At 39.6% G+C, this 25,606-nt stretch carries 30 protein-coding genes; all 30 read left to right on the forward strand.

The features are described from left to right. Positions 1-3: 3 nt before the first annotated feature. The 30 genes from MUB24_RS03340 to MUB24_RS03485 all read left to right on the forward strand — a co-directional run bounded on the left by MUB24_RS03340 (position 4) and on the right by MUB24_RS03485 (position 25,202). Positions 4-2,358 carry a virulence-associated E family protein gene (locus MUB24_RS03340; RefSeq protein ID WP_244701233.1) on the forward strand — a complete coding sequence of 785 codons (2,355 nt, stop codon included), beginning with the start codon at positions 4-6 and terminating at the stop codon, positions 2,356-2,358. 282 nt (positions 2,359-2,640) lie between these two features. Continuing rightward, on the forward strand, positions 2,641-2,904 hold the full coding sequence (locus tag MUB24_RS03345; protein ID WP_244701236.1) for a hypothetical protein: 264 nt from the start codon (positions 2,641-2,643) through the stop codon (positions 2,902-2,904). Further along, positions 2,901-3,188, forward strand: coding sequence for a VRR-NUC domain-containing protein (locus MUB24_RS03350; protein ID WP_244701239.1), 288 nt, complete (start codon positions 2,901-2,903; stop codon positions 3,186-3,188). The genes MUB24_RS03345 and MUB24_RS03350 overlap by 4 nt, the downstream gene beginning before the upstream one ends. Beyond that, complete coding sequence (locus MUB24_RS03355) at positions 3,185-4,546, forward strand: SNF2-related protein (RefSeq protein ID WP_244701242.1); 1,362 nt, start codon at positions 3,185-3,187, stop codon at positions 4,544-4,546. Before MUB24_RS03350 ends, MUB24_RS03355 begins: the two co-directional genes overlap by 4 nt. Before the next feature lie 2 nt (positions 4,547-4,548). Next, complete coding sequence (locus tag MUB24_RS03360; protein ID WP_244701244.1) at positions 4,549-5,073, forward strand: sigma factor-like helix-turn-helix DNA-binding protein; 525 nt, start codon at positions 4,549-4,551, stop codon at positions 5,071-5,073. 185 nt (positions 5,074-5,258) lie between these two features. Further along, positions 5,259-5,810, forward strand: a complete 552-nt coding sequence (locus MUB24_RS03365) for a hypothetical protein (RefSeq protein WP_244701247.1) — start codon at positions 5,259-5,261, stop codon at positions 5,808-5,810. A gap of 68 nt (positions 5,811-5,878) precedes the next feature. Beyond that, positions 5,879-6,268, forward strand: coding sequence for a hypothetical protein (locus MUB24_RS03370; protein WP_244701250.1), 390 nt, complete (start codon positions 5,879-5,881; stop codon positions 6,266-6,268). Further along, positions 6,265-6,843, forward strand: coding sequence for a hypothetical protein (locus MUB24_RS03375; RefSeq protein ID WP_244701252.1), 579 nt, complete (start codon positions 6,265-6,267; stop codon positions 6,841-6,843). Before MUB24_RS03370 ends, MUB24_RS03375 begins: the two co-directional genes overlap by 4 nt. 41 nt (positions 6,844-6,884) lie before the next feature. Then, on the forward strand, positions 6,885-7,517 hold the full coding sequence (locus MUB24_RS03380; protein ID WP_244701254.1) for a hypothetical protein: 633 nt from the start codon (positions 6,885-6,887) through the stop codon (positions 7,515-7,517). Positions 7,518-7,530: 13 nt separating this feature from the next. Further along, positions 7,531-9,024: a phage portal protein gene (locus tag MUB24_RS03385; protein ID WP_244701256.1), complete on the forward strand. Its 1,494-nt coding sequence runs from the start codon at positions 7,531-7,533 to the stop codon at positions 9,022-9,024. Beyond that, positions 8,990-10,198: a phage minor head protein gene (locus MUB24_RS03390; protein WP_244701258.1), complete on the forward strand. Its 1,209-nt coding sequence runs from the start codon at positions 8,990-8,992 to the stop codon at positions 10,196-10,198. The genes MUB24_RS03385 and MUB24_RS03390 overlap by 35 nt, the downstream gene beginning before the upstream one ends. Beyond that, complete coding sequence (locus MUB24_RS03395) at positions 10,195-10,425, forward strand: hypothetical protein (protein WP_244701260.1); 231 nt, start codon at positions 10,195-10,197, stop codon at positions 10,423-10,425. Before MUB24_RS03390 ends, MUB24_RS03395 begins: the two co-directional genes overlap by 4 nt. Before the next feature lie 65 nt (positions 10,426-10,490). After that, positions 10,491-10,709 (forward strand): hypothetical protein, encoded by a 219-nt coding sequence (locus MUB24_RS03400; protein WP_244701262.1) that lies wholly within the window; start codon positions 10,491-10,493, stop codon positions 10,707-10,709. Next, positions 10,706-10,912 carry a Thoeris anti-defense Tad2 family protein gene (locus MUB24_RS03405; protein ID WP_244701264.1) on the forward strand — a complete coding sequence of 69 codons (207 nt, stop codon included), beginning with the start codon at positions 10,706-10,708 and terminating at the stop codon, positions 10,910-10,912. Before MUB24_RS03400 ends, MUB24_RS03405 begins: the two co-directional genes overlap by 4 nt. 115 nt (positions 10,913-11,027) lie before the next feature. Then, the gene (locus tag MUB24_RS03410; RefSeq protein ID WP_244701266.1) at positions 11,028-11,648 is read left to right on the forward strand and encodes a phage scaffolding protein; all 621 of its coding nucleotides are present in this window, start codon (positions 11,028-11,030) and stop codon (positions 11,646-11,648) included. Beyond that, positions 11,648-12,523 (forward strand): phage major capsid protein, encoded by an 876-nt coding sequence (locus tag MUB24_RS03415; RefSeq protein WP_244701269.1) that lies wholly within the window; start codon positions 11,648-11,650, stop codon positions 12,521-12,523. The genes MUB24_RS03410 and MUB24_RS03415 overlap by 1 nt, the downstream gene beginning before the upstream one ends. Positions 12,524-12,563: 40 nt before the next feature. Beyond that, positions 12,564-13,091 (forward strand): hypothetical protein, encoded by a 528-nt coding sequence (locus tag MUB24_RS03420; protein WP_244701271.1) that lies wholly within the window; start codon positions 12,564-12,566, stop codon positions 13,089-13,091. Beyond that, complete coding sequence (locus MUB24_RS03425; protein ID WP_244701275.1) at positions 13,091-13,417, forward strand: phage head completion protein; 327 nt, start codon at positions 13,091-13,093, stop codon at positions 13,415-13,417. The genes MUB24_RS03420 and MUB24_RS03425 overlap by 1 nt, the downstream gene beginning before the upstream one ends. Then, entirely contained in the window at positions 13,404-13,835 is a 432-nt protein-coding gene (locus tag MUB24_RS03430; protein WP_244701279.1) for an HK97-gp10 family putative phage morphogenesis protein, read from the forward strand. The genes MUB24_RS03425 and MUB24_RS03430 overlap by 14 nt, the downstream gene beginning before the upstream one ends. After that, positions 13,836-14,204 (forward strand): hypothetical protein, encoded by a 369-nt coding sequence (locus MUB24_RS03435; protein WP_244701282.1) that lies wholly within the window; start codon positions 13,836-13,838, stop codon positions 14,202-14,204. It abuts the gene before it with no gap. Further along, positions 14,204-14,830 (forward strand): hypothetical protein, encoded by a 627-nt coding sequence (locus MUB24_RS03440; protein WP_244701285.1) that lies wholly within the window; start codon positions 14,204-14,206, stop codon positions 14,828-14,830. Before MUB24_RS03435 ends, MUB24_RS03440 begins: the two co-directional genes overlap by 1 nt. Then, positions 14,830-15,279: a hypothetical protein gene (locus MUB24_RS03445; protein WP_244701288.1), complete on the forward strand. Its 450-nt coding sequence runs from the start codon at positions 14,830-14,832 to the stop codon at positions 15,277-15,279. The genes MUB24_RS03440 and MUB24_RS03445 overlap by 1 nt, the downstream gene beginning before the upstream one ends. Positions 15,280-15,341: 62 nt before the next feature. Further along, on the forward strand, positions 15,342-15,587 hold the full coding sequence (locus MUB24_RS03450) for a hypothetical protein (protein ID WP_244701291.1): 246 nt from the start codon (positions 15,342-15,344) through the stop codon (positions 15,585-15,587). Next, positions 15,588-17,975: a phage tail protein gene (locus tag MUB24_RS03455; RefSeq protein WP_244701294.1), complete on the forward strand. Its 2,388-nt coding sequence runs from the start codon at positions 15,588-15,590 to the stop codon at positions 17,973-17,975. Next, positions 17,968-19,425 carry a distal tail protein Dit gene (locus tag MUB24_RS03460; protein WP_244701297.1) on the forward strand — a complete coding sequence of 486 codons (1,458 nt, stop codon included), beginning with the start codon at positions 17,968-17,970 and terminating at the stop codon, positions 19,423-19,425. The genes MUB24_RS03455 and MUB24_RS03460 overlap by 8 nt, the downstream gene beginning before the upstream one ends. A 12-nt stretch (positions 19,426-19,437) precedes the next feature. After that, positions 19,438-23,136 carry a phage tail protein gene (locus tag MUB24_RS03465; protein WP_244701300.1) on the forward strand — a complete coding sequence of 1,233 codons (3,699 nt, stop codon included), beginning with the start codon at positions 19,438-19,440 and terminating at the stop codon, positions 23,134-23,136. 14 nt (positions 23,137-23,150) lie between these two features. Then, a complete protein-coding gene (locus MUB24_RS03470; protein ID WP_244701303.1) occupies positions 23,151-23,453 on the forward strand; it encodes a hypothetical protein in 303 nt (100 codons plus the stop codon). A gap of 9 nt (positions 23,454-23,462) precedes the next feature. After that, positions 23,463-23,831 carry a hypothetical protein gene (locus MUB24_RS03475; RefSeq protein WP_244701305.1) on the forward strand — a complete coding sequence of 123 codons (369 nt, stop codon included), beginning with the start codon at positions 23,463-23,465 and terminating at the stop codon, positions 23,829-23,831. A 109-nt stretch (positions 23,832-23,940) separates the two neighbouring features. Further along, on the forward strand, positions 23,941-24,336 hold the full coding sequence (locus MUB24_RS03480; protein WP_244701309.1) for a phage holin family protein: 396 nt from the start codon (positions 23,941-23,943) through the stop codon (positions 24,334-24,336). Beyond that, positions 24,336-25,202 carry a glycoside hydrolase family 73 protein gene (locus MUB24_RS03485; RefSeq protein ID WP_244701311.1) on the forward strand — a complete coding sequence of 289 codons (867 nt, stop codon included), beginning with the start codon at positions 24,336-24,338 and terminating at the stop codon, positions 25,200-25,202. The genes MUB24_RS03480 and MUB24_RS03485 overlap by 1 nt, the downstream gene beginning before the upstream one ends. The last annotated feature ends 404 nt before the right edge of the window (positions 25,203-25,606 follow it).

Genomic DNA, 25,606 nt, shown 5'->3' on the forward strand with positions numbered 1-25,606 from the left:
TGAATGATTGTGCTAGAAATATCCTTTGGTCGTAATCGGTCAGATAAAAACTGGACGACAGATTTTCTGGAGTGGCATGAATTTATAGCTACTTTAGAACTCCGACGTACAGATGAAACGATGGCTGAATACGACAAACTCTCCAAAGAAAAGCAAGGTGCTATTAAGGATGGTCCTGCCTTTGTGGGCGGGCTCATCCGAAGTGGCCGCCGAAAGAAAGTCAATATAGAAAGTCGGTGGCTTATTACCTTGGATGCCGACTATGCTAATGATGATTTTATGATGGACGTTGATTTGATTCTTGGTGGTACCGACTATCTCATTTATAGTACACACAGTCATCGTGAAAACCGTCAGAAATATCGTTTAGTTATTCCAGCAGACAGAGAAATGCAGCTAGATGAATATGCTGCAGTTAGTAGAAAGTTAGCTGAAAATATTGGCATGTCTTATTTTGACCATACGACGTTTCAAGTGCACCGCTTAATGTACTTTCCCAGTTGCTCAAAAGACGCCGATCCAGTTTTTGAAGTATTTGAAGGTGAGCCTTTAAGAGTTGATGACATATTGGCTGAATATGCTGACTGGACGGATATTAGTGAGTGGCCAAGACACGAAGAGGAAAGTAAAACGCTTGTATTAAATGGGAAGAAACAGCAGGATCCTACTGAAAAGCGTGGCGTTGTTGGCCTGTTTTGCCAAACTTATGCTATAGATGAAGGTATTGAAGAATTTCTATCTGATCAGTATGAACAGGGTTCTATGGAAAACCGGTACACATACTTGCATGGCTCATCTGCAAATGGACTCGAAGTGTTTCCAGAACAAGCACTTGCTTACAGCCACCAGGACAGTGACCCTGTTGCTGATGGGCATAGTAAGAATCTATTTGATTTAGTCAGGCTGCATAAATTTGGGGATATGGATGATAACGTTAAAAAGAATACACCAAGTATCAAGTATCCTTCTTACGTTGCAATGCAAGAGTTTGTTTATGAACTTCCTGAAATTAAACGGGCGCTCATAGCCAAAAAGACAGAAAGCATTCAAAATGATTTTTCAGATGACATTGAAGATGAAGACGTGGATCCGGATGCTTGGAAGGATCAACTGTCATTTACCAAACAGGGTAATTTGATAAGTGACGCTAATAACGCAGAACTACTTTTAACTAACGGCAAACTTAAAGGGATTCTTGCTTACGATGATTTCAAAAATAGAGAAGTTATTTTAGGGGATTTACCTTGGAGAAAGAAAAATCCTTTAAGTAGTCATGAACCTTGGTTAGGTGCCGATGATGCTCAACTAAGGCACTGGTTAGGGAAGAATTATGGTTTAAAAGGTCAAGGAGTCATTACAGATGCGTTAACTTACGTATCGAGGAAAAACAGTTTCCATCCTATTAAAAACTATCTCGAGTCCTTGACATGGGACGGTGTGGAAAGGTTAGATCGTCTGTTAATAGACTATGTGGGTGCTGCAGATACGGAATACACAAAAATCGTTACACGCAAGATGTTAATCGCTGCGGTCAAACGCATTTACGCACCGGGAACGAAGTTCGATAACGTCCTCGTTTTATCAGGTGGTCAAGGATCCGGAAAGAGTGCCATCATATCAAAGATAGGCGGACCGTGGTTTTCGGACGCCTTGAAGAAATTCGACTCTAAAGAAGCGGGGGAATACCTTCAAAACTCTTGGATATTTGAACTAGCTGAGCTATCTGCCATGAACAAATCTGACGTAGAAGAGGTAAAGGCTTTTATCACGAAAACGACGGATATGTACAGGGTGGCCTACGACCGGGTTATCTCTGAGTTTCCCCGGAAATGCGTATTCTTTGGAACAACCAACAACTTTAATTTTCTTAAAGATCAGACGGGTAACAGACGCTTTTGGCCAGTGCCGGTTGACAAGAATAAAGCTATTAAGCGAGTGCTACAGGATGAAGAAAATCCAAATATACCATACTTGACAGACGAAATTGTTGGTCAAATTTGGGCGGAGGCGAAGCACTACTGTGACCAAGGCGAGGGATTGCGGTTGCCGAAACGTCTGGAAGACGAAGCGAAACGCATACAAGATGCGCACATGGAAGAGAACCCAAGAGCCGGACTGATTCAAGAGTATCTCGAGACACCAATTCAAGAAGATTTTATGGACGAGCCAGAATACAGGCAGCGCGTCTGTGCTGTACAGCTATGGGTAGAAGCTCTTGGTGGCAGAAAAAACGATCTGGAAAACTGGAAAGCCAAAGATATTGTGCAGATTATGCGGAACATGCCAGGGTGGAAAGAACTTCCCACCAGGAAAAAATTTAAAGACTACGGTCTGCAAACTGCGTTTGAAAGAGAGTAACAGGAAGATAAATCTTGCTGTTACCCGCTGATATTCGCTGTTACCAAAAAAGTATCAGGAGTAACAGCGAAATTAGTCCGCTGTTACCTTCGCTGTTACCGATTCATCCCTTGAGTCGCAAGGGATGAATCAAAAAGTAACAGGAGTAACAGCAAAATCAGTTATAAGACTAGAAGCTAATCTAAGTCCCTAAATAGGCAAAAATAGGGGGTTAAATAGACTTCAGCAGAATACGCGCGAAATGCTGTTTTGCTGTTACTTGTATTTAAAGGAGGATCTTATATGAATTACATTACGGATTTACCGTACGGTATAAGAGTTTTTGAAAATGGAAGGGTCGAACTCTTCAACCGAAATTATGAGATTATTAGAACAGTGAACCCGTTTGAAAAGGAAAAGATTGGCGTTAGCTTTTATGAGGTATGGTTTTACGATGACAGCACAAGCCCCATAAAGAATCAGCAGTCCGATACTTTTGTTCGTGAGTTATTGGAGCGGTGGGATAGAAGCCCAACAGCGCATGTAGAAAGATGGCGGGAGTTATGAAGGAGAGTCAATTGGAAAAAAGGCTGAAAGATAAGATCGAAAAACTTGGCGGACTATGTTTCAAATGGGTGTCTCCTGGAAGGAGAGGAGTGCCGGACCGCATTTGCATTTTACCTAAAGGGCGAATCATTTTTGTAGAGATGAAGGCGCCTAATGGAAGATTGAGCCCACTGCAACGAAAAAGGATTGACGAATTACGGGTCCGGGGGCAGGAAGTATATGTTTTGCATACAAGAAAAAAGGTGGACGATTTTATTGAAATGGTTGGAGGTGAGGCCCAATGAAATTTATGCCCCACCAATACCAGGAGTATGCCATACAAAAAATAATTGATACACCAGCTGCAGGTCTTTTTCTGGATATGGGTCTTGGCAAGACTGTTATCACACTTACAGCATTGGAAGAATTAAAAAATACTTACTTTGATACGGGTAAGATATTGGTCATCGCCCCTTTACGAGTAGCCCAGGATACTTGGAGCAGGGAAACTGAAAAATGGGACCATCTGCAGCACATAACTATATCTAAGATTTTAGGATCCAGAACACAGAGAGAAAAAGCTTTAAAGGCAGATGCGGATGTTTATGTTATCAATCGAGAAAACATTCCTTGGCTGGTCAGTATGACTGGCAGTAAGTGGCCATTCGATACAGTAGTGATTGATGAACTTTCCAGTTTTAAGTCTGGCAAATCTAAGAGGTTCCGGGCTTTAAGGCGGGTGAGACCATTAATGCAGCGTATCATAGGCTTGACCGGCACTCCAAGTCCTAACGGCCTGCATGATTTATGGGCGCAACTGTATCTGTTGGATCAGGGGGAGCGGTTAGGGAAAACCATCACTGGCTATCGGGACAGATATTTCATACCTGGAAAACGAGACGGCCATATAGTGTATGAATGGAAGCAGAAGAAAGAAGCTGAATCCAGGGTTTACGATAAAATATCCGACATTTGTGTCAGTATGAGCGCCAAAGATTGGCTAGACCTTCCAGAACGAATTGAAAGAGTGGTACCGGTAAGTCTGTCACCTTCTACTAGAAAAAAGTACGAAAAACTAGAAAGAGATTTACTTTTGCCATTCGAGGACGGCGACGTAACTGCAGATACTGCGGCTGTTCTATCAAATAAATTGCTACAAATGGCGAACGGCGCTGTATATAACGAGAAAAAAGACGTTCAGGAAATTCATGAGGCCAAGCTGGACGCTTTGGAGGATTTAATCGAAGCAGCGAATGGGAAAACAATTCTTTGTTTTTACACATATAAGCATGATCTATCACGGATCCAGAAAAGATTTCCGGAAGCAAAAAAACTTGAAGGTCCGGAAGATATTGCGAAATGGAATAGAGGAGAAATCCCATTGCTTTTAACTCATCCAGCTTCAGCCGGCCATGGACTTAATTTACAAGATGGTGGGCACAATGTTGTTTGGTTTGGGTTGACCTGGTCATTAGAATTGTATCAACAGGCTAATGCGAGACTGGATCGTCAAGGTCAGAAAGAAAGAGTAATCATCCATCATTTAGTGGCTGATGGAACCATAGACGAAATTGTGGCAGCGAGATTGGAAGATAAAACAGCAGGGCAAGATGCCTTACTAGAAGCTGTCAAGGCAAGAATTGAAAAGGTAAAGGGGGAATAACTTTGCACCTGACAGAAAAGCAGTTGAAGATAATCGCAGAAGTTGCCTCACAGCAGGCTGTTAAAGCATACAAAGCAGATTTAGAGAAGGTAGAAGAGGTTAGGCATGACAGGCGATTGCGGAACATAAGGTTGCTTTTAAAAAATTATAGGGCACTTATGATACATGCTGAAAAACTTAAAGATGATATTGACGACTTTGAAGAAACCTCCATACACCAATTGAATGTTTATACAGTGAGTCTAGAATCAATTGAATCGATTATGAAGAGTCAGAAGAAGACCATAGCTATGACGCAGTTTATAAAAGATAAGGTAGAAGCCTATAAAAATTCTTGTAGTAAAGAAGAATTAAAATATTATCAAGTTCTAGAGATGAAATACATCTCATCTAAAAAATATACACATCAAGAGATAGCTGATCGTATGCATGTTGATAGAACAACGGTTAGTCGATATTTAACAAGAGCAGTAGAAGATTTATTGGTTATCGTTTTTGGAGTTGAAGCTTTACATTTTGAAAAATAGGTTGCATGAAAACTGCACACAAATGCTACATTTTCTATGTTAATATGGCATTGCGGTAAAATTATACAAATATCCCTCACCTGTTACGTATCAGTACAAGTTAGGGATATTTTCCCATTTAGTTATTGCATCCTGACCGGAAATATAAGATAATAGACCTATTACATATAGGGGGGTAGTTTTTTATGAAGAAAATAACGATTTTAGTAATGTCATTGCTTGTTATTATTGGTTTAGCCGCATGTGGTGGAGAAACGGAAGGAAAAGAAGTTAGTTCTGTAGAATCCAGCGATAAAAACGATGGTAAGGAAGTAGAAAAAGAGGCAGCAGAAGAGGAAAATGAAGATTCCAAAGGAGAAAAAAGCAAAGTAGAAGAGGTTGGGAAAGTTATTGCTGATGATGATTACATAAAGGCGACATTAGTAAATGTAGAACATAATGTAGATGACACGTTCGACGAAGAAAAGTATGTTATTAATATTGATTTAGAAAATAAAACGGGAAATAAAATCATTGTACAAGCTCGTGATGTATCCATTGATGGCACAATGGTAGACGATATGGTTTTCTTCAGTGAAGAAATAGCAGGAGACAAAAATGCTAATGGGAAAATGGAAATTCAAAATTATGATGGTGATCTTCCGACAATGGATGACAACATTGAATTTGTTTTACTAGTAGCTGATGATGAATCTTTCGAAGATTTAGCAGAACATAATGTGAAAGTAGATTTTTAATTGAATAATTAATTAAAGACACTCTTCATTGTGTGTCTTTTTTATTACATAGAAAGAGGTGAGATTACGTGACAAAGAGTGACAATTATAAACCAACTGCTGCAGAAAAAAAGTTACTAGAAGTATTGATCAGTCCTGAAAATGTTGGGAAAAGTGTTACGGATATTTGTAATCTCGCCGGAGTCAGTCGAAATAAATATTATGATGCTATGAAAAAGAAGGATTTTCAGGATCTTGTTAAGAGCACAACGCTTGATTTGGTTAAAGGAAAAATAGGTAATGTTTTAAACGCCACTTACTTATATGCACTGGGAGAAAAAGGTCACCAAGATCGCAAAATTTTATTGACTATGGCGGGGTTATATGTAGATAAACAGGATATTAATCACTCTGGTTCAATCAATTTAGCTGATAAAGCTAAATTGATTGACGATTATCTAAATGGTGATACTTCATGACTCCGCAACAAAAACAATATTTAGACCTGGTTAAAACCAATCCAGTAAAATTCGGTCATTGGACAGGATTCAAAGACTTAATTGGCATTCACAATGAATGGATTAAGTCTTTTTTGTTTGTGAAAGAAGATCAAACATTACTTGCCCATAGGGGTAGTTATAAAACAACCTGCCTGGCCATCGCCATTGCATTTTTGATTGTGCTGCAGCCAAATAAGAATATTATTTTCTTCCGGAAGACAGATACAGACGTTATAGAGATCGTGCTGCAGGTACAGAAGTTATTGCTAAGTGATTATTTTAAGAAGCTAGTTTACGTCCTTTATGGCGTTGAGTTAGTTCTTTTAAAAGAGACAAGCTTTGAAATAGACACGAATTTAAAGACTAGCAGCCGTGGTACGTCTCAATTGCTTGGAATTGGTATAAAAGCATCTATCACAGGTAAACACGCTGACATCATCATTACTGACGATATTGTTAACGTTAAAGACCGTGTAAGTAAAGCCGAGCGTAAATTGATTAAGCTGCAGTACCAGGAATTACAAAATGTTAAAAATCGTGGTGGCGCTTTATAAATACAGGTACTCCATGGCATAAAGAAGATGCCATTTCTTCTATGCCCAATGTCATTAGATATGACTGCTATCAAACTAATTTGATTAATAAAGAGCAGCTGCAGCATTTAAGAGATAGCATGTCACCTTCTCTTTTTGCAGCCAACTATGAGTTAAAGCATATAGCCGATGCAGATGCCATGTTCAGTGCTCCAAAATATACAAGCGAGATAGAGTTGATCTATAACGGATTGGCGCATATAGATGCTTCCTACGGTGGTTCTGATGGTACAGCATTCACCATATTTAAAGTCATTGGGGATAGAATTATAGGCTTTGGTAAGCGTTGGGAGAAGCATGTGGATGATTGTCTTGGTGAGATTGTAGCCTATCACAAAGAATTCAGAGCCGGCACCATTCACGTGGAAAAAAATGCTGATAAAGGATATCTAGCTAAAGAATTGAACAAACGTAAGGCCTTTGCCCAGGAATATCACGAATCACAGAATAAGTTTATTAAAATTACAACTTATCTCAGGAAGTATTGGAAACAGATTGAATGGCTAGATGATACGGATCCCGAATACATTAACGAAATATTGGACTACACGGAAAATGCAGAACATGATGATTCACCAGACAGTGCTGCAAGTTTACTTAGAAAAATAAAAGGTCAATCTGATTGGCTTATTTAAAGGTGGTGAAAAAGTGGACAGATATTTAATAAGTGATAATCCTCAAGTGGTTGCCCGTGCATTGTCAAAAGCAATTCAGGAGGATAAACATTCACAGGCTAAAGATAAAGCAAGGCAAGGACAAGCTTATTACGATTACAAGCATGATATTTTAAATAACCGTATTTTTTACTTGGATGATAATGATGTGCTGCAAGAAGATACATTTGCATCAAATATTAAAATCCCTCATCCTTTTTTCACAGAGTTGGTTGATCAAAAAGTGCAATATCTGTTATCTAATCCAGTTGAAGTAGAGGTTGAGGATGAACAGTTCCAAGAATATCTAAAAGAATACTATGATGAGGACCTTCAATTATTCTTACAAGAAGCCCTAGAGGGTGCCTCTGTGAAGGGATTTGAATATGCATATGCTAGAACTACCGCACAGGATATTCTTAAATTTCAAGTGTCTGACAGTCTTCAAACCTTTGATGTGTATGACGATAACGGAGACCTTAAAGCCGTTGTTCGATATTACAACAAAGATATTACAAGAGATGGTAAAAACACACCTGTAGAACATGCAGAGGTTTGGGATGATAAACAGGTTACCTTCTACGTAAAAGACAAGAATGGCAATTTTGTTCTTGACCAAAAAAGGGAAATGAACCCTAGACCTCATATTGTAGCTATTCAAGATGATGGTCAGGTATTGGAACGCTCTTATGGAACAATCCCATTCTATAAGCTGGGCAACAACAAGAAGAATCAAACCGATTTGGAGCCAATCAAGGCACTCATTGACGATTACGACTTAATGGCTTGTTTCATATCTAACAACCTCCAGGACTTTACCGAAGCCATTTATGTAGTCAAGGGATACCCTGGGGATGACTTGAACAAGTTACGTAAGAATATCAAGGCTAAAAAGACGGTTGGCGTGAGTGAAACAGGCGGTTTAGATATTAAAACATTCAATATTCCAGTTGATGCCCGTAAGACAAAGTTAGAGATAAACAAAGATGCCATTTATAAGTTCGGTATGGGCTTTGATTCCACTCAAGTTGGGGATGGTAATATTACCAATATTGTTATTAAAAGCCGTTACGCTCTATTGGATATGAAGGCAAATAAGGCTGAAATCCGCTTACGATCGTTGTTAAAATGGATGAATGAATTAATTGTCCAGGATATTAATCGGCGTCACGGAACAGCTTATAAGGCGTCTGATATTAAAGTAACCATTACCCGTGAAACAATGGTAAATGAAACGGATCTTGTTGACAGGGCCAAAACAGAAGCGGATACCAAACAAGTTATAATTCAAACCATTTTGTCAGTTGCACCACGGCTTGATGATGAAACAGTTCTGAAAATGATTTGTGAACAGTTTGAACTTGATTGGGAAGAGGTACAAGAGCTGCTTGATTCAGAGGATTACGAAGAAGGTTTTTCTGATAATACGGATCCAGTAGAAGAAGGTGATCCAGATGCGGGAACTGGACAAGTGGCAGAAGGAGCTTGAGCAACTCTCTAATTATGCTGAGGGTGCGGTCAACAAAAAGCTGTTTAAATATTATCGTCAAGCTTTGATTGATATAAAAAAGGAAATGAAGGTCTTCATAGAAAACTATGAAACACTGTCCTTTTCCAAGCGACTGGAAGCTGAAAGGCTACTTGAAAATGGAAAGCAGATCGATAAGATTTTAAGAGAGACTTATCAGAAGGCAAATAAAGCCGTTGAGGAGTATGCAAAAGATGAAGCGGAGCGAGGTTACTATGGAACCTGGTATGCTATGGAAGGCGCTCATAATATCCAGTTAAATATGAATATGCTTCCTGAAAAATATATTAAGCAGCTGGTGCACCATCCGGTGAAAGGCAAGGTATTTTCCAAACGATTGTATCGAGACCGTGACAGATTGGCCAAAGAAACAGTCAACGCACTATTAGATGCAGCAAGAAAAGGAAAAAGTTATGCAGTTGCAGCAAAGCAGATATCTGAACTCACAGAAGCATCATATAAGCGTGCTTTTAGAATAGCCCGCACAGAAGGCGGTCGAGTCCAGTCTACTGCAAAACAGCGAAGCTACGTTGAAGCAAAGAAAAAAGGTGTGGATCTTAAAAAGAAATGGCTGTCCACTCTTGATAAGGTTACAAGAGATTCACATCAATATTTAGATGGGCAAACCGTTGATATTGAAGATAAGTTTGTAACAAAAGATGGTCATAAAGCAGATGGTCCCCGCTTATTTGGTGTAGCTGAAGAGGATATTCATTGTCGTTGTACCACCATTACAGAGGTTAATGGAATATCACCTGAACTAAGACGGGATAATGAGGGGAATGAATTTTCTTATAAGAGTTATAAGGAATGGTTTGGCTACAAGAAAAAAAGAGCTGAATCTGGTATAATTGGCTTAAATACGAAAGATGATGTGCAAATTAAAGGTATTTCAGAACATCAATTCGATAGAATGATACAAAGAAACATAAGCTTTCCCGATACGAAAGATGCGCTTATTAATCCTTTAGAGATAAAGAAAGATAAAATAGATGATCAAGGGAAGGTTTCAAGGAAATATGTTGGTGAAAAAACATCCGTTGTCATCAATCCCTTAACGGGTAATATTATTACAACACATAAAACGTCTAGTAAAACTGCTGAAAAATTAAAGAAAAGGGGTGGTAGTTCATGAGATTAGATGAAGTGTTTGATTTGAGAGAACAAACTTTTTTAAAAAAAGAATTGCCAAACTTTGATTTTGATGTTGATTACGATGATGAAAAATTAATTGATTTTGAAGATGAACTTCAAGATGTCATCACTTTAAAAGGTTTTGATGAATTTTATAACATCAATACATTTGGTAAGAAAACCGAGAAATTGCTTGATAAATATGTCGATTATATTGATAGAAAGTAAGAAGCACTTAACTGAAATTAAAAGTTAGGTGCTATTTTTATGTCCATTTTTAGGGGGTGAATTTATTGGCAATGACACCATTTGAAAAAGCTCTTCTTGGAGAGCTCAAGGGAATTCGTAAAGCGATCGAAAAAATAGATCGCAACAATGAAGTAGACATACCACCACATGAATTGCTTGCTATGCAAATGGCACAAATGCAGCAGTCGGAAGAGAAGGCAAAAGTGGTGAAAAAGGAAAAGCCTTTATACGATCCACTGGGTAGGAAAGGAGGGGTAATATGAATTTTGGACAAGCATTAGAAGTGATGAAAAATTTCGGAAAAGTACGTTTACCATTCTGGAATAAAAATACTCATGTGAGTATTGAACGGTCTGACGAATATACACATCCATATTTTGTCGTTGAATCGGATAAGGGGGTAGTTCCTTGGATCCCTACTTATCCAGAAATGCTTAGTGAAGAATGGGAAGTCGTTAAATTTTAACGGCTTTTTTATTTTGTCCTGAATATGACGTAAAAAGGTTTGCGCTGAACCGGCAGTATATCCGGCAATCCTAAGTGGAACCGACCACTATAAAAGGTATAGGAGGAATTTACCAATGGAATGGATTAAAGCAATTATTGAAAAGCATAAAAATGAAGATGGTACTTATAACATTGAGGAAGCCATGAAAGAGATTAATACGGAGTTTCCCAAGAATGCAGTGCCAAAAGATCAATATAACAATGTCGCTAACCAATTGAAAACTACGAACCAAACGTTGAAAGACCTGCAGGAGAAAACAAAGGATAATCCGGATATCCAGAAGCAATTGCAGGAAGCACAGGCCGCAAAAGAAGCTGCAGAAAAAGAATTGCAAAAGCTACAAACAGACGTGCAGCTCAAAGAAAAATTGCGTGAAGCTGGTGCAAAAGATGTTGATTATATGATTTTCAAGTTGGGTGAAATTGAAGTAAATAAGGATGGTTCTATTAAGGATTTGGATAATAAAATCAAGTCTTTACAGGAAGCTAATCCTTCCTATTTTGAAGACGAAAATGAAGAAGGAAAAGGCGGTGCTAATACACCACCAGGTTATCAGGTGAAAGACAACAAGCTAGATAAGGGTGGCCAAACCAAGACCTATACGCAAGATCAGTTGAAGAATTTAACGCCACAAGAGATTAATGATAACTGGGAAGCTGTTTCAGCTGCCCTAGCACAAGGAGGAAATGAATAATGGCATTACCAAATTCAAATTTTAAAAACTTTATTCCAACAATTTGGAGCGCACGGCTACTTGCTAATCTTGACAAGTCGCTTGTTGCGCTCCAATTCGTTAACCGTGACTATGAGGGAGAAATTCAGGCGTATGGTGATACGGTTAAAATTAATCAGCTAGGTAACATCACCATTAAGGATTACGATGGATCCGATATTGATGATCCAGAGGAAATTGATTCTACTCAACAAACACTAGTAATTGACCAGGCAAAATACTTTAATTTTGCTGTAAAAGATGTAGATAAGGCACAGGCTAACGTCAATCTATTGGATGGGTCTATGCGCCGTGCTGCATATAACCTTGCTGATGTTATTGACCAAGATGTATTTAATGTTGCTGCTACTGGTGCGGGAGTGAAACAAGGCTCTGCATCTAACCCGATTGAAATTGATGTTAAAAACGCTTATGACACATTAGTAGACCTAGGTGTTCTTCTTGACGAAAAGAATGTTCCGAGTGGTGGACGAAAAATTGCACTCCCACCATGGTTTTTAGGATTATTGGCAAAAGACCCACGTTTTACTAAAGATTTAAACGTTTTGGCTAATGGTGTTGTTGAGGGCGCAACTGTAGGGCGTTTCCAACTCTTGCAATCGAACAACCTTAAGACGGGTACAGGTGGTGCTGTACACGTTCCTGCGGGTACTACAGATGCTCTAACATTTGCTAACCAGATTGTTGAGACAGAAGCCTATCGTCCAGAGAAAAACTTCTCTGATGCAGTAAAAGGCCTATCTGTTTGGGGTAGAAAGGTTATTCAAAAGGATGCACTGGCTGATTTCGTCATCAAGCCTAAGGATCCAGAAGAAGTTGGAGAAGTAGAAGGGTAAGAGGGCTTATAATAGTCCTCTTTTTAATTGAGGTGAAAATATGATTATCTCACTTGATGAAGCAAAAAAAATAGATTCTTCTATTGATCAGGACGATCTAGACGCCTTTGAACAAGCAGTAAGAGCACTAACCAGTAATAATTTTCAAGTCAAGCAAATACGCTATCAAATTAAGTCTATTGGTGAAGATTCTATTACTCTTGATGCTGCCCTTCAAGGAGTGCGGAAAGGTGACTCAATCGAAGTTAATTATTCAATGCTAAATGATGGCGTATATGAGGTTTTAGATGTTGTTGAGGGTATTGTTACCTTGCAGGCTAAACTCTTCCCAGAAGAGCCTAAACGGGCTATTCTAACGCTTGTTAGATATCCAGCTGATATTAAGCGAGGGATTAAGAAACTCATTCAGTATGATGTGAAAATGAGCAGCAAAATTGGCGTGAAATCTGAAACAATTAGCCGAATGAGTACCACTTATTTTGATGTTAATGCATCTGATAATACAGACGGCTACCCAAAAGCCTTGCTCTCCTTTTTGGATAAGTATAAAAAAATGAGGTGGAGCTGATGCAGTCATTTGAAATTCAAGAAGAAAAAAGTATTCCAGACGGCATTGGTGGCCATATAAAGGACTGGTTTCCAGTTACGAGTGTAGAAGGGTATCTTGATTTGGTAACTGGTACTAACTTGAATCCAGTACAAAACGCTTTTATTGAAGAGTCTACCCATCTATTGATCATTCCAGAATTCACACCAGCCATAACTGACGATATGCGTATTGTGGACCAACACAACCGATTCTATTTAGTCACTTATGCTGATGATCCAGTCGGTGTTGGTCATCACAATGAGATTTATTGTAAATATGGTGGTGTGATTGATGGCAAAGGATAACTTCAGCTTTGAGGACAATTCTAAGGAAGTGAAAAATCAATTTCATGCCGTTTCAGAAGAAGCCATGCTTGCAGCTCTTTTATTGGTAGAAGGTCAAGCGAAAGCTTTAGCAGCTGTTCAAACGGGCGAAATGAGAGACAAGATTGACCATAAAATTACGAGTCAGGGTAGCAAATTAATGGGACAAGTTGGCTCACCAACAGAACATGCTGTTTATGTTGAATTTGGAACAGGTGAATTTGCAGAGAATGGGGCAGGACGTAAGGGCGGTTGGGTGTATCAGGATCCTTCAGGAGAATGGTTTTTTACCTGGGGACAAGAACCACAACCTTTTTTACGTCCTGCTTTTCGAATGACAAAAAAACAAGTTGAACAGATTTTTGGTATTAATTTTAAGCGTAGATTTGGAGGGAAATAAATGCTCCCTTTTTTACAAGAAATATATAAGCAATTTACGGAAGTACATGCAGAAAGCTACCACAATCAAAACACAGCAGATAAAGTAGTCTATCCCTATCTTACGTATGATTTCGATTCAGAAGAAATCGAAAGAAACGTAGACGGGTTCTACATTGATGTTGATGTTTTTGACAACATTGGTAGCTTCACCCGTATTTTTGAATTAGAAGGTAAGCTGAAAGACCACTTTAAAGACAAAGTTTTACTTACGGAACATAATCTATTTCGTTTTAATTTTTTAAGATCTACAGGAGTGCCTACTGGGGACAAATTGTTAAGACGTAGAAATTTACAAATTTATTGCAAGTTAGATTGGAGGAATAAATGATGGCAGGGTTAAGAAAGACAGGCTACACCAATAAAACATCTGAACGATATATCATCAATGCCGCAACGATTTACACTGGTGTAAAGTTTGAAAATGGACAATTTACTGGTGATTTACATGGTGCTACTAGTGGAGGGGTTACCTTAACCATTGAGCAAGAATATCGTGACATCGAAGTGGACGGTACTGGGCATGTGAAGGTGAAAGGCAACAAGGTGTTAGAGTCCGCTAATGCTACGATTACGGCGAACATGAAGGAAATTACAGCTGAAACAATTAGGCGATCCCTTAACGGGTCCATTGCTGATGCATCTGAAAAAGAAGCTCCAAAAGGCTATAAAGTGATTAAATCCAAGCGCTATTTAGAAGATGGAGATTACCTTGAAAATATTGCCATTGCAGGCCGATTAAGCGGAACAAATCAACCTGTTGTTGCTATTTTAGATAATGCGCTTTGTACTTCAGGCCTAGAATTAGGTACAGAAGACAATAACGAAGCTGTCATTGAACAAACTTATGAAGCTCACGCAACGGAAGAGCAGCTTAATAGTGATGAAATGCCTTGGCGCATCTACTACCCTGAGGTAAGTACAGAACCAGAACCAGAACCGGAGGTTGAAGGATAATGACATTAGAAATGAGAGAGCTAAAAGGTGATGATATCTTTACCCTTCTTGGTATTGTTGGGAAATTAGGTATTAAGGATGAGTTTATTCAGCTGTTTGAACAAAATGTAGAATCAAATGCCGATAAAATTGCTGCAATCCCTCAAGATCACAAGAAAAAAGAACCTACAAAAGCGGAGTTAAAACGAATCGAAGAAGAAAAAGCACGTTTGGAACAAGAAGCACAACGCCGAGGAATGGAAGCCATAGCGGGGTTGATGCAAAAATTACTTTTAAACATCAATAAAATCAAACCCGATATTAATAGTTTGCTTGCTGATCTCACTGGTAAAAATGAAGAAGAGATTAAAAATCTTGGTTTAAAGGAGTATTCCGGATTAATAGTTCAGTTTTTCAAAAAACCGGAACTACGAGATTTTTTCTCATCTATCGCGTCCTTACTTCAGTAGATCATGGAGAATTTAAATTTAAAGATATTTTATACAAAAGATATGGAAATCCGTTAGACCTTTTGAGTACTTTTACGCTCGAGGGACTATCGGATTTTATTTTTTATCTTTTTGACCAGGAAAATGAAGATACTCTCTTTGATATTTGGTTACACAAGGATCAGGAAAATGACTTTGCCACATTCAAGAAAAAGAATCAGAAAAAGGCTTATGTTAAGCAGCCTAAAAAACTATCAAAAGAGGAAGAAGAAGCAATTGTTAAAGCTTCCTTTCAACTCATCACGCCAAGAGGGAAAGGCGGTGACTAGATGGGTGAGATATTTAAGCTTTTCGGAACAATCGGAGTCGATACATCCGAAGCTGAACAAGGTATTGACAGTGTAACCGGAAAAGCTAAAAAATCAGGTAGTGGCATATTCGGTGCGTTTACAAAAGCAGCAGCTGGGATCGGGAAGATTGCAGCGGGTATCGGTGTATTTAAGCTAATTGACAAAGGCATGAATATGATTGTCAGTTCTACTGGTAGGGCTATATCACGAGTAGACACACTTAAGCAATTTCCAAAAGTTTTGCAACAAATGGGATATGGTGCAGACGATGCTGAAAGAGCAACCAAAAAACTGATTGACGGCATTGACGGGTTACCTACTACGTTGGATGGAATTACAGCCGATACGCAACGAATGGTTAACGTCTTTAAAGATGTTGATTTAGCTACAGACAGTACAATAGCATTAAATAACGCTTTCCTTGCAAGTGGAGCGAGTCAAGATCAAGCAAGTAGAGGATTAGATCAATACATCAAAATGTTATCCACTGGTAAAGTTAACATGGATTCGTGGCAAACACTACAAGAAACTATGCCATACGCTTTACAGCAAACAGCAGAAGCATTTAACTTTACCGGTAAGACAGCACAAAACGATTTCTATGAAGCTCTTAAAAAGGGCGATATCACAATGGACGAGTTTAATAATAAAATTATTGAACTATCCCAAAAACAAGGTGGATTTGCAGATGTAGCTAAAGAAGCAACAAAAGGGATTAGTACATCATGGGGGAATATCCAAACCGCCATTGCAAATGGTGTTGCTGGCAGTATCAAGGCGTTTGATGATTTTTTAGAGTCTAAAGGCTTGGGCGGTATATCAGGTGTATTGGATAAAGTAAAAGATGCTGTAAGTGGGGCGTTCAGCAAAGTTAATGAAATGATACCTATAGCACTAGAATGGTTTAGTAAGCTCTATACAAAAATATCGGAATCAAAAGCGTGGAACGCACTTAAAACGGGAATAGATTTCATAAAAAACTTGATTGACCAATTTGGCGGGCTTGAAGGCATCATTCAAACTGTACTGCCTATTATTCAATCTCTATTTAGTGGATTTGTAGAATTCTTTACCAGATTATTCACTGGTGATGGTAATCTCGGTGAATTTTTTGTAAAAATGATATCCATGATAAAGGCTTTAGCTATCCCGATCCTACAAGATGCAGTTTCTTTTATCCAAGGGATTCTAAGTCAGTTACAAGCATTTTGGCAAGAAAATGGCGAAAGTATTGTCGAAGCTGTTAAAAACGCATTTAGTTTAATTGCATCCATTGTTGAGTTCATAATGCCTGCAGTAAAGTTTGTTGTAGAGTATGTGTGGAATGCTATAAAAGGAGTTATCACGGGCGCACTAGATGTCATTATGGGTGCGATCAAGATTTTCAGTGGCTTATTTACTGGCGACTGGTCCAAAATGTGGGAAGGTATAAAACAGCTATTAAGTGGAGCGATTAAACTTATCTGGAATTTAATGAGTTTATCGTTTGTTGGCGGGATTCGTAAGTTATTATTGAGCCTGTCCAAGTCTGGATTAAGTATTATTAAAGGAATGGGTACGAATATACTCAACGCATTTAAAGGGCTTGGCAAAGGTGCAAGCAATACCGTGAAAAGTATGGTATCCGGAGTCGTTAATTTCTTCAAAAGTTTAGTAACTCAGGGTATCAAAAACTTTAATACGCTTAGAACTTTTGGAGCAAGCATTTTCAACGCTTTAAAACAAGTAATCAGTAATGCAATTCGCACTACAGTTAATACCGTGAAAAATCTCATTACGGGAATGGTTTCAAGGGTCAAAAGTAATTTTACCAGCGTTTTAAGCACAGCCAAAACAATTTTTAATAACATTAAGAATGCTATTACAAATCCGATTCAGACAGCACAAAAGTTGGTTAAAGCGGCCATTGATAAAATTAAAGGTTTCATGAATTTCAAATGGAGTTTACCAAAACTGAAATTACCAAAAATCAGTATTGATGGGAAATTCAGCTTGTCCCCACCAAGTGTACCGAAGTTTGGCATTAAATGGTTTGCTGATGGTGGTATTTTGACCAAGGCAATGGCATTTGGAATGAATGGCAATGATGTCATGGTTGGCGGTGAAGCCGGAAAAGAAGCTGTCTTACCACTTAATAAAGAAACTTTAGGTGGAATCGGTGAAGGTATTGCCAAAACAATGCAGGGTGGAACAGAATACATGAAAGAGTTGCTGATCGCAACTCTTCAGCAGAATGAGATCTTGTTACGGTTACTTGAAAAGGATGTCCGGCCCGTTATCGATGGAAGATCACTAGGGAGGGGCTTGGAACCGATTATCACAGAAATACAAGATCGGAACAAGAAAGTGGGGGATGATTTTGCCTAAGAGAACGTTTAGTTTTAATGGCATAAGTAAGGATTGGTTGCTTTTGCTACGGGGCCGAACTAAGCCCCCCTTTGCCCCCAGAAGAAGAAACATACTAACCGTAAAAGGCTATCCTGGTGGGTATTTGGAGTCCACTGAAGTAGAGCCTTTACTGATAGAACTACCAATCGGATTTAAAGCAAGAGACGATGAAGACGCACTAAAAAAAGCAACGGAATTGGCCGAATGGTTGTTAACTGATGAACCTGCTCCTTTGGTGCTTAGCGATGAGCCAGGGCGAACTTATTATGCGCTTGTACAGGATACCATTTCAGATTTTGAGGAAATTGGGGAATTGAGACAAGGGAAAATTCATTTTTTATGTCTGGATCCATATGCTTACGGTCCTGAAAAAACCCTAACTTTTCCAGCCGACATTGTAACCGTCAAAAACCAAGGCACAGCGGAATTAGACCCGATCTTTGAACTCACGGCCAAAAAGAAAACAACCTTTGCCATGATCAGCAACGGCGATGAGGAATATAATCTAATCGGTAAACCCGCGGATGTGGATGAGCAACTGGTCAATGAGAAATCTTTAATTTTTGACGAACGGGGCGACACCATAAATACCTGGACCTCTGCCGGAACATCCGTAGATGGCGCTGGCAAAGTGACGGGAACGCTGGTTGCGGATGGTACCGGTATTGTCGTTGGAAACTATGGTACAGTTGATAAGGACATATGGCACGGTCCGGCGTTAATGAAAGAGATCTCACCTATTCAGGACTTTGAAATTGAAATGCGTTGTCGTGCTGAAACGACAAGCCCAAATCAGACGTACCGCATTGAATTTTACTTATTCGACGAGAATATGAACGTACTCGGCAAAATGGCGATATGGGACAACTCTTCTGCACGAATCCAGTATGCGGCAGAGGCTAGATACGGGCCATTCCTTGGCCATACCATTCACTATCCAATATATTCGGGCAACTATTTAAAATTAGAAAAACATTTCCATGGCATGGTTCGCATGAGACGTATCGGGAAACGGTTTGAATTTTATGTAGCACGACTGATGGAGGGTGAGGGAGTCAAACATTATGACACCTTAACAAAAACCTATAACGATGTGGCGAACGAGTACCAGGGCAAGCTTAAATATGTACAAGTCCACATAGGCAAGTACAGGGGAGCCAGCAATGCCAATTTGCCTAGGATAAATGCAATCAAGGCATACAAACATACAACGGCAAAAGTCGATCAGACGCCCTATATTTTGGACGCTGGGGATGTTGTAACGTTTGACCATAAATCCAAAGATATTTTGTTAAACGGAGAATCAAGAAAGGACCTTAAGAATTTCGGGGGTTCTTTTTTTAAGCTTAAAGAAGGTGAAAACATGTTGATGGTTACGCCTGAAAATAGTTTTGATACGAAAGTGAAATTTCAGGAGAGATTTTTGTAGGGGGAGGATACTATGTCCCAAATCCACATTTTAGATGGCCAGAATGATTTAATATTAGATTACGTTCAATCCGATGACATCATAGACGACAACCATAAAAAATCATTAAAGGATACGCTAGAAACCTATGACTTTATAGCCATTGGCAACCGTAGCTATACTGAATATCTCGAAAAAAGAAACCGTCTCATCATACCAGATGAAGACGATTCTTTGGCTGAATTCGTTATTTTTGAAGCGGCCCGATATAAAGACACGGAAGGTCACAAGGTACAAGCCTTTGCCCATGCGAGTTATTTGGAATTAAAGAAAGCAAATATCATCTACCCTGATAAGCAAGGTAAAAAGCGTACAGCTTCACAACACGCAGGCTTTGCCCTAAACGATACGGGCTGGCAAGTCGGCACAGTCGAAGCCAGTGGAGAAAAAACACTCTCCATCAGTGCACACACAAGCCCATATGAATTTTTGAAGCATATTGCTAAAGAATTTAACGTTGAATTGCGCTTCCGTGTCGAGCATGACGGAACAAAAATCACAGGGCGATATGTCGATCTGCTCCAACGTGTAGGTGTATGGCGTGGCCGTGAAGCTGAATTCGGGCGTGACTTAGACAGCATTAGAAGGGTAGAAAAGCAGGACGTTGTAACAGCTCTGCTTGGCTTGGGTCCTGAACGTGAAGACGGAACCCGCATTGAGGTACTTGTCGAAGACCTTGACGCCTTGGAACGCTGGGGTAGGCTTGACGAAAATGGCAATTTGAAACACTTAATTGAACCGTATGAAATCGAATCCGAACGATCCGATATGACCGAAACGGAAGCAAGGCAGTACACGAAAACAGCCTTGAACAAGCGTATCAACACACAGGTCACTTATGAGACGACAATCGTGGACCTTGAAAATGTCCCGGGTCTTGAAAACGAAAAAATAAGGTTTGGCGATACGATACGCATTAAAGATACGTCGTTTATTCCGCCTTTGTATTTGGAAGCCCGAGTATTTGAGCAGGTCCGATCTATTAAGACTACAGCCAAGAAAGACATAAAACTTGGTGATTTTATTGAATATACCAAGGAAGATGTCAACGCCATTTGGAATCAGCTTAAAGAGCAGATTAAAAATCGTGTAAGCTACTATGAAATGGTGGAGCACACATATGATAGATTGACCATCGATGGTAAGGATGAAACGGTGTTTGAAAAAGGCAAAACCTTTGCGGAAGCAACTGGAATCGCCGCTGAAGAAAACGCCAAAAAATATGCCGAAACACAGGACGATCAATTAAAAACGGCCGTTGAAAAATATGCTGATACGAGGTCTAACCAAGCCCAAAAAGCCGCAGAGGCAGTAGCAAAAGCTGAATCCGAATTAGCGGGATTACAAGCCAAGGCATACGCCGATGGAAAGATATCCGAAGAAGAAGCAAGGGCTATCGCAGACGCAGAAGAGAAGCTACGACAAGCTAAAGCCCATGCGGAAACCGTTGCTGAACAAAAGGCACAATCTGCCCTTGATCAAGCTAAAATCTATTCCGTTGCCAAGACGGTGTATGAAAACAAAATGAAGGAAATTGCGGAGGATATAGGCGAAAGGGCACCGATTGAGTATGTGGACGGGCAGATCGTACATGCGATTGACAATTTGGAGATTGGCGGGAGGAATTTATTAAGAGGAACTTCGTCAGAATACGCTAACCGAACATTTTCTGGTTGGGGAGATTTTGTATCTAATAACGCTAATATGGACATTCCGGTAGAAGCCGGAGAAATATATACTTTTAGGGTCTATCTCGAGAATGATAAAAACAATACGGTTAATGTTGGCGTAATGGCTAGATTAATGACATCTCCTGGCAATATTACAGGGAGAAAAGAGTTTTCTGACCTAACGATTAAACCGGGAGAAAAAGGTTATTCGGTTATAACTTTTACAGTTCCTTCTGGTTTTCATTATTTAAGGCCCTTCACAATTAGGGCGAATAGTAATAGTGGTTCTGAACAAAAAGTTAGCTATAAAAACGAAAAGTTAGAGATAGGTAACAAAGCAACCGACTGGACACCAGCCCCCGAAGACATGTTTTCTGAAATCGAAAAGAAAGCCGATGGCGACACAGTCTACACGATCGAAGAATTAGACAATAAATTTTTGAACTACGTTGGCATTACACAGTATACCGCAGACAAGGACGGAATTATAAAAGATTTAAAAAGTCATGGTACTCGTATTGGACAGAATGAAAAGGCCATTGGATTGAAAGCTGACGATACGAAAGTGAATCAGATTAACAATTCTTTAACTCAAAAAATCGGGAATGTAGAGGTTAAGGCTGATCAAGTAACTACGAGAGTAGGCAAGGTTGAGGCTGAGGTTGATGGATTGGAGTTTGGTGGGAGAAACTTAATCCCAAATACTTCTAATGAGTTTAAGAAGGCATCTTGGACTAGTTGGAACGTGTATGCTTCTTCAACAGGCATTCCTGTTTCTCCTGGTGAAACAATAACAGCGCGTGTCTATTACAAAGATGTTGTTAACATAGGTGCTACATTACGATTCATCTATTATAAGACAGATGGTTCTTATGTGGAGTCTCCAAATGGAAATACCATTGACGTTGGAGAAGAGGGGTACTCTGTACTAACTCATAAAGTTCCGACAAATATCGTCCGTTTAAGTGTTTCCCTTAGAAGGGTTTCTAATTCGGGAACAAGTTCAGCACAATATAAGGAATTTAAACTTGAGAAAGGTAGTAAGCCAAGTGACTGGACACCTGCCCCCGAGGACACCGACGGAAAAATAAACACAGTCAGCGGTCGAGTCGAAACAGCCGAAGGTGAAATCAAAACCCTTGCCGGAGAAGTCGCACTCAAAGCAAACGAAACAGTCGTTGACAGCTTAGAAAAACGTGTCACATCCGCAGAGGGCGAACTGAAAGTCCTTCCTGGTCAGATTAACGCAAAAGTTTCCAAGGATGGCGTCATCGGCGCATTAAACCTAACGCCTGAAACAGCGCTCATTGATTTTAAACGCGTCAAAATGACTGGCGAGCTCGAAGCTAAGCACATTAAGTCGTTGAAAGGCTTAAATATCAATAATCAATTTGTCGTTGACGCAAACGGCAAAGTCACCATCGGCAACCAGCGAATCACAATCGATGACAAAGGCATACAGATTCGGAGACCGGACGGGGCAGTAGCAATGGATGACGGGATGATGCATAATGCTTATTCAGTTAGCGGAAATGACCCGCATTATATGAAGGCAGGGATATCTGCAGGTAAGTATAGATACAGAGCTTTTAAGACGGACGAGGGCACAACGTGGTACTGTATTAAAGGAACTTTGGATGGGAGAGGAGACCCGGACGATGCAGATGTACGAGACCCGACATCAGGCGCAATGGTATTTCAGCGGTATGAATATATCCACTCTGCCAGATATTTTGTCTTAAGTTTGTGGGTACCCGGTTCGGCTGGGAAGTTTTCCGTGCATTTTTTTAAAGATAACTCGGATAATCTTAATAATAGACTTTATTGGAAGATTTTAGAAAAAGATTTCGCTGGTGAGCACCTTTGCATAGTAGATGTAGGCAAACCTAGCTTTACTAGAAAAGAAATGTATGTGAAATTCGGTTGGGCTAACAGTTGGGGTCCAGCAAGCGAGAAAGTAGAATTTCGGATACAGCGTGTCATTCAAACGGACTTTGTTTAAGGGAGGTATTATGGGTGGAGATTGAAACGTTTAAAGGTAACCCTGACGGCAAATATGTCAAGGTGTTCTTTGCTGTAGAGGACGGCAATGTCGTAGGAGTGACTGTTGGAAATCAAGCCATACCCGTTGAACAGGGTTTCCAGTTTTTCGTAGAGCCACATGTCGCTCTACAAATTGACAAATGTGAACTATATATGGACAGCTTTGCGCCGCGGTTACGGGTAATTGAAGGCGAAGAATTAGAGGTTCCGGATGAAAAAGAAAAGCGCATCCGGGAACTGGAAGAGGAGCTAGAGAGATTGAAAAAAGAAGCCTAAGAGGGCTTTTTGTTTTGGGAAGAATTAAAGATTATCCCTCCTTTAGCCGAAAGTAATAGAGAGGAGGGATTTTTAATGTTTGAAAAAGCCAATAATAAACTTTTGAATATTGCAATTTCCGAAACTGGTCTTTATGAAGGTGCTTTTGGTGGGATTTTCACAACTGATTCAGAGTTATTGCCAATAAGATCTTTTTCAATTTTTATGGCAATCCTAACACCTTATTATTCGAATTCCGAAAATAGGGATACTATAGACGAATTTATTAAAAAGGCAGAAGGAGTATTTAATTCTGGATTCGGGATGATAAGTATGCAGGGAGAATATGAAAGATTGGTAAATAATTTAGATCAATTATTAAAGACTCTAGAAAAATAATCTAAATTAAAAACAGGCAAAGCATCTCACACGAGGTGCTTTTTTATTTTGGTTAAAAGGGACTCCATTCAGGGGTCCTTTTATTTTGTAAAAAAGGAGATGGAGAAAATTGGATAAACTTTTCAAAGGAACTGTAACAGTACTAGGTGCATTAGCAGGTTATTTATGGGGGTGGACACCGTTGTTACCAATCTTGTTAGTGTTTGTAATCTTAGATTATATCAGTGGCATCATGGCAGCAGGAACGGAAGGAAAACTATCTAGCAAGGTTGGATTCACGTCCATTCCAAAGAAAATTATGATTTTTATGTTCGTAGCTATCGGTCATTTAATTGATGGAGCGCTTGGAGATGCCCACATGTTTAGGGATGCGGTCATCTTTTTCTATCTAGCGAATGAATTGTTAAGCATTACTGAAAATGCTGGGCGTATTGGGTTACCAGTCCCGGAGCAACTAATACAAGCGATTGAAGTATTAAAAGGAAAAAAAGGAGACGATAAATAATGAGTACAGCAAACTTTTTAAATAGTATTAAACCAGGTGCATTACAGTTATGGAGTAAATTTGGTATTCTGCCATCTGTGGCAGCAGGACAGGCAGCGTTGGAATCTGCTTGGGGTAAAAGTGGACTGGCTGTTAATTACAACAACCTATTTGGCATTAAAGGTTCCTATCAAGGTAACTCTGCCATGCTCAACACTTGGGAAGTATATGGCGGTCAGCGCTATGACATTAAGGCTGGCTTCCGCGCTTATCCTAACTGGTCAACAAGCATTTTGGACTATGGGGTCTTTTTGACTGTTAACCAACGGTACAAGGCGGCCATTAATGTAAGTGACTATAAAAAGCAAATTACAGCCATTCACAAGGCCGGATATGCTACAGATCCACAATATGCTAACAAGGTTATTAGCATAATCGAAAACTATGGTCTAGCAAATTGGGATAAGGAAGTTCTAAATAAGAAGGAATCACCAAAGAAAGAAACCACTTCAGCAGATACTTATAGAGTAGAAACCACGTTAAACGGATATAAAACAGCTGCAGATGCAAAAGCACGTAAGAATAAAGCTGGTGCCGTTAAAGCAGGCTCCTATTATGTATTTAATAGATCAGGTGGCATGGTCAACGTAACTACCAAAGCAGGCGTACTAGGTAGCTGGATTAATCCAGTAGATAACAAAAAGGCAGCCACTCTAAAAGTTGGACAAAAAGTAAAAATTAAATCCAGTGCCAAAAAGTATTCTAGATCAACGGTTACTATTCCTGCTAAATATAAAAATAAATCTTATACGATTCAGCAAGTCGCCAATGATGATGTTCTTATAAAAGAGCTTTATAGCTGGGTTAAAAAGTCGGATTTACAGTAAATAAAAAAAGCGACCCACCTTATGCAGGTGGGTCGCTTTTTTTTAAAAGGTAAGAAAGTATAAAAATTGTCTAATGTTTGGATCTAGCTCCAGCGCCTAGCCCCTCGAGGTCAAATAACCCTGAACCTATGAAGGGAAAGATCGCCCTTCCTAGGTTCAGGAACATTTGCTTGTCGGGGCTGACCAAGGCGCTTGCGCTTTTCTTATGGTTTAGGAAACTATAAAATTCTTGCTTGTGGATAAGTTCTAATAGTGGGTATTGACGTCTGGCTCCAGCGCCCAGCGACTAGCAAACTTTCGGTGCCTTCCTACGATAAGTCAACATCAACTCGCCTTTCAGGCTCACTGTGTTTCCTTTATCTCGTCAGGCCCCTAAAAAGTTTGTACGTCGCTAAACGGGCGCT

Origin of the sequence: Lederbergia sp. NSJ-179 (genome assembly GCF_022867885.1) — a bacterium.
GTDB lineage: Bacteria > Bacillota > Bacilli > Bacillales > Bacillaceae_C > Lederbergia.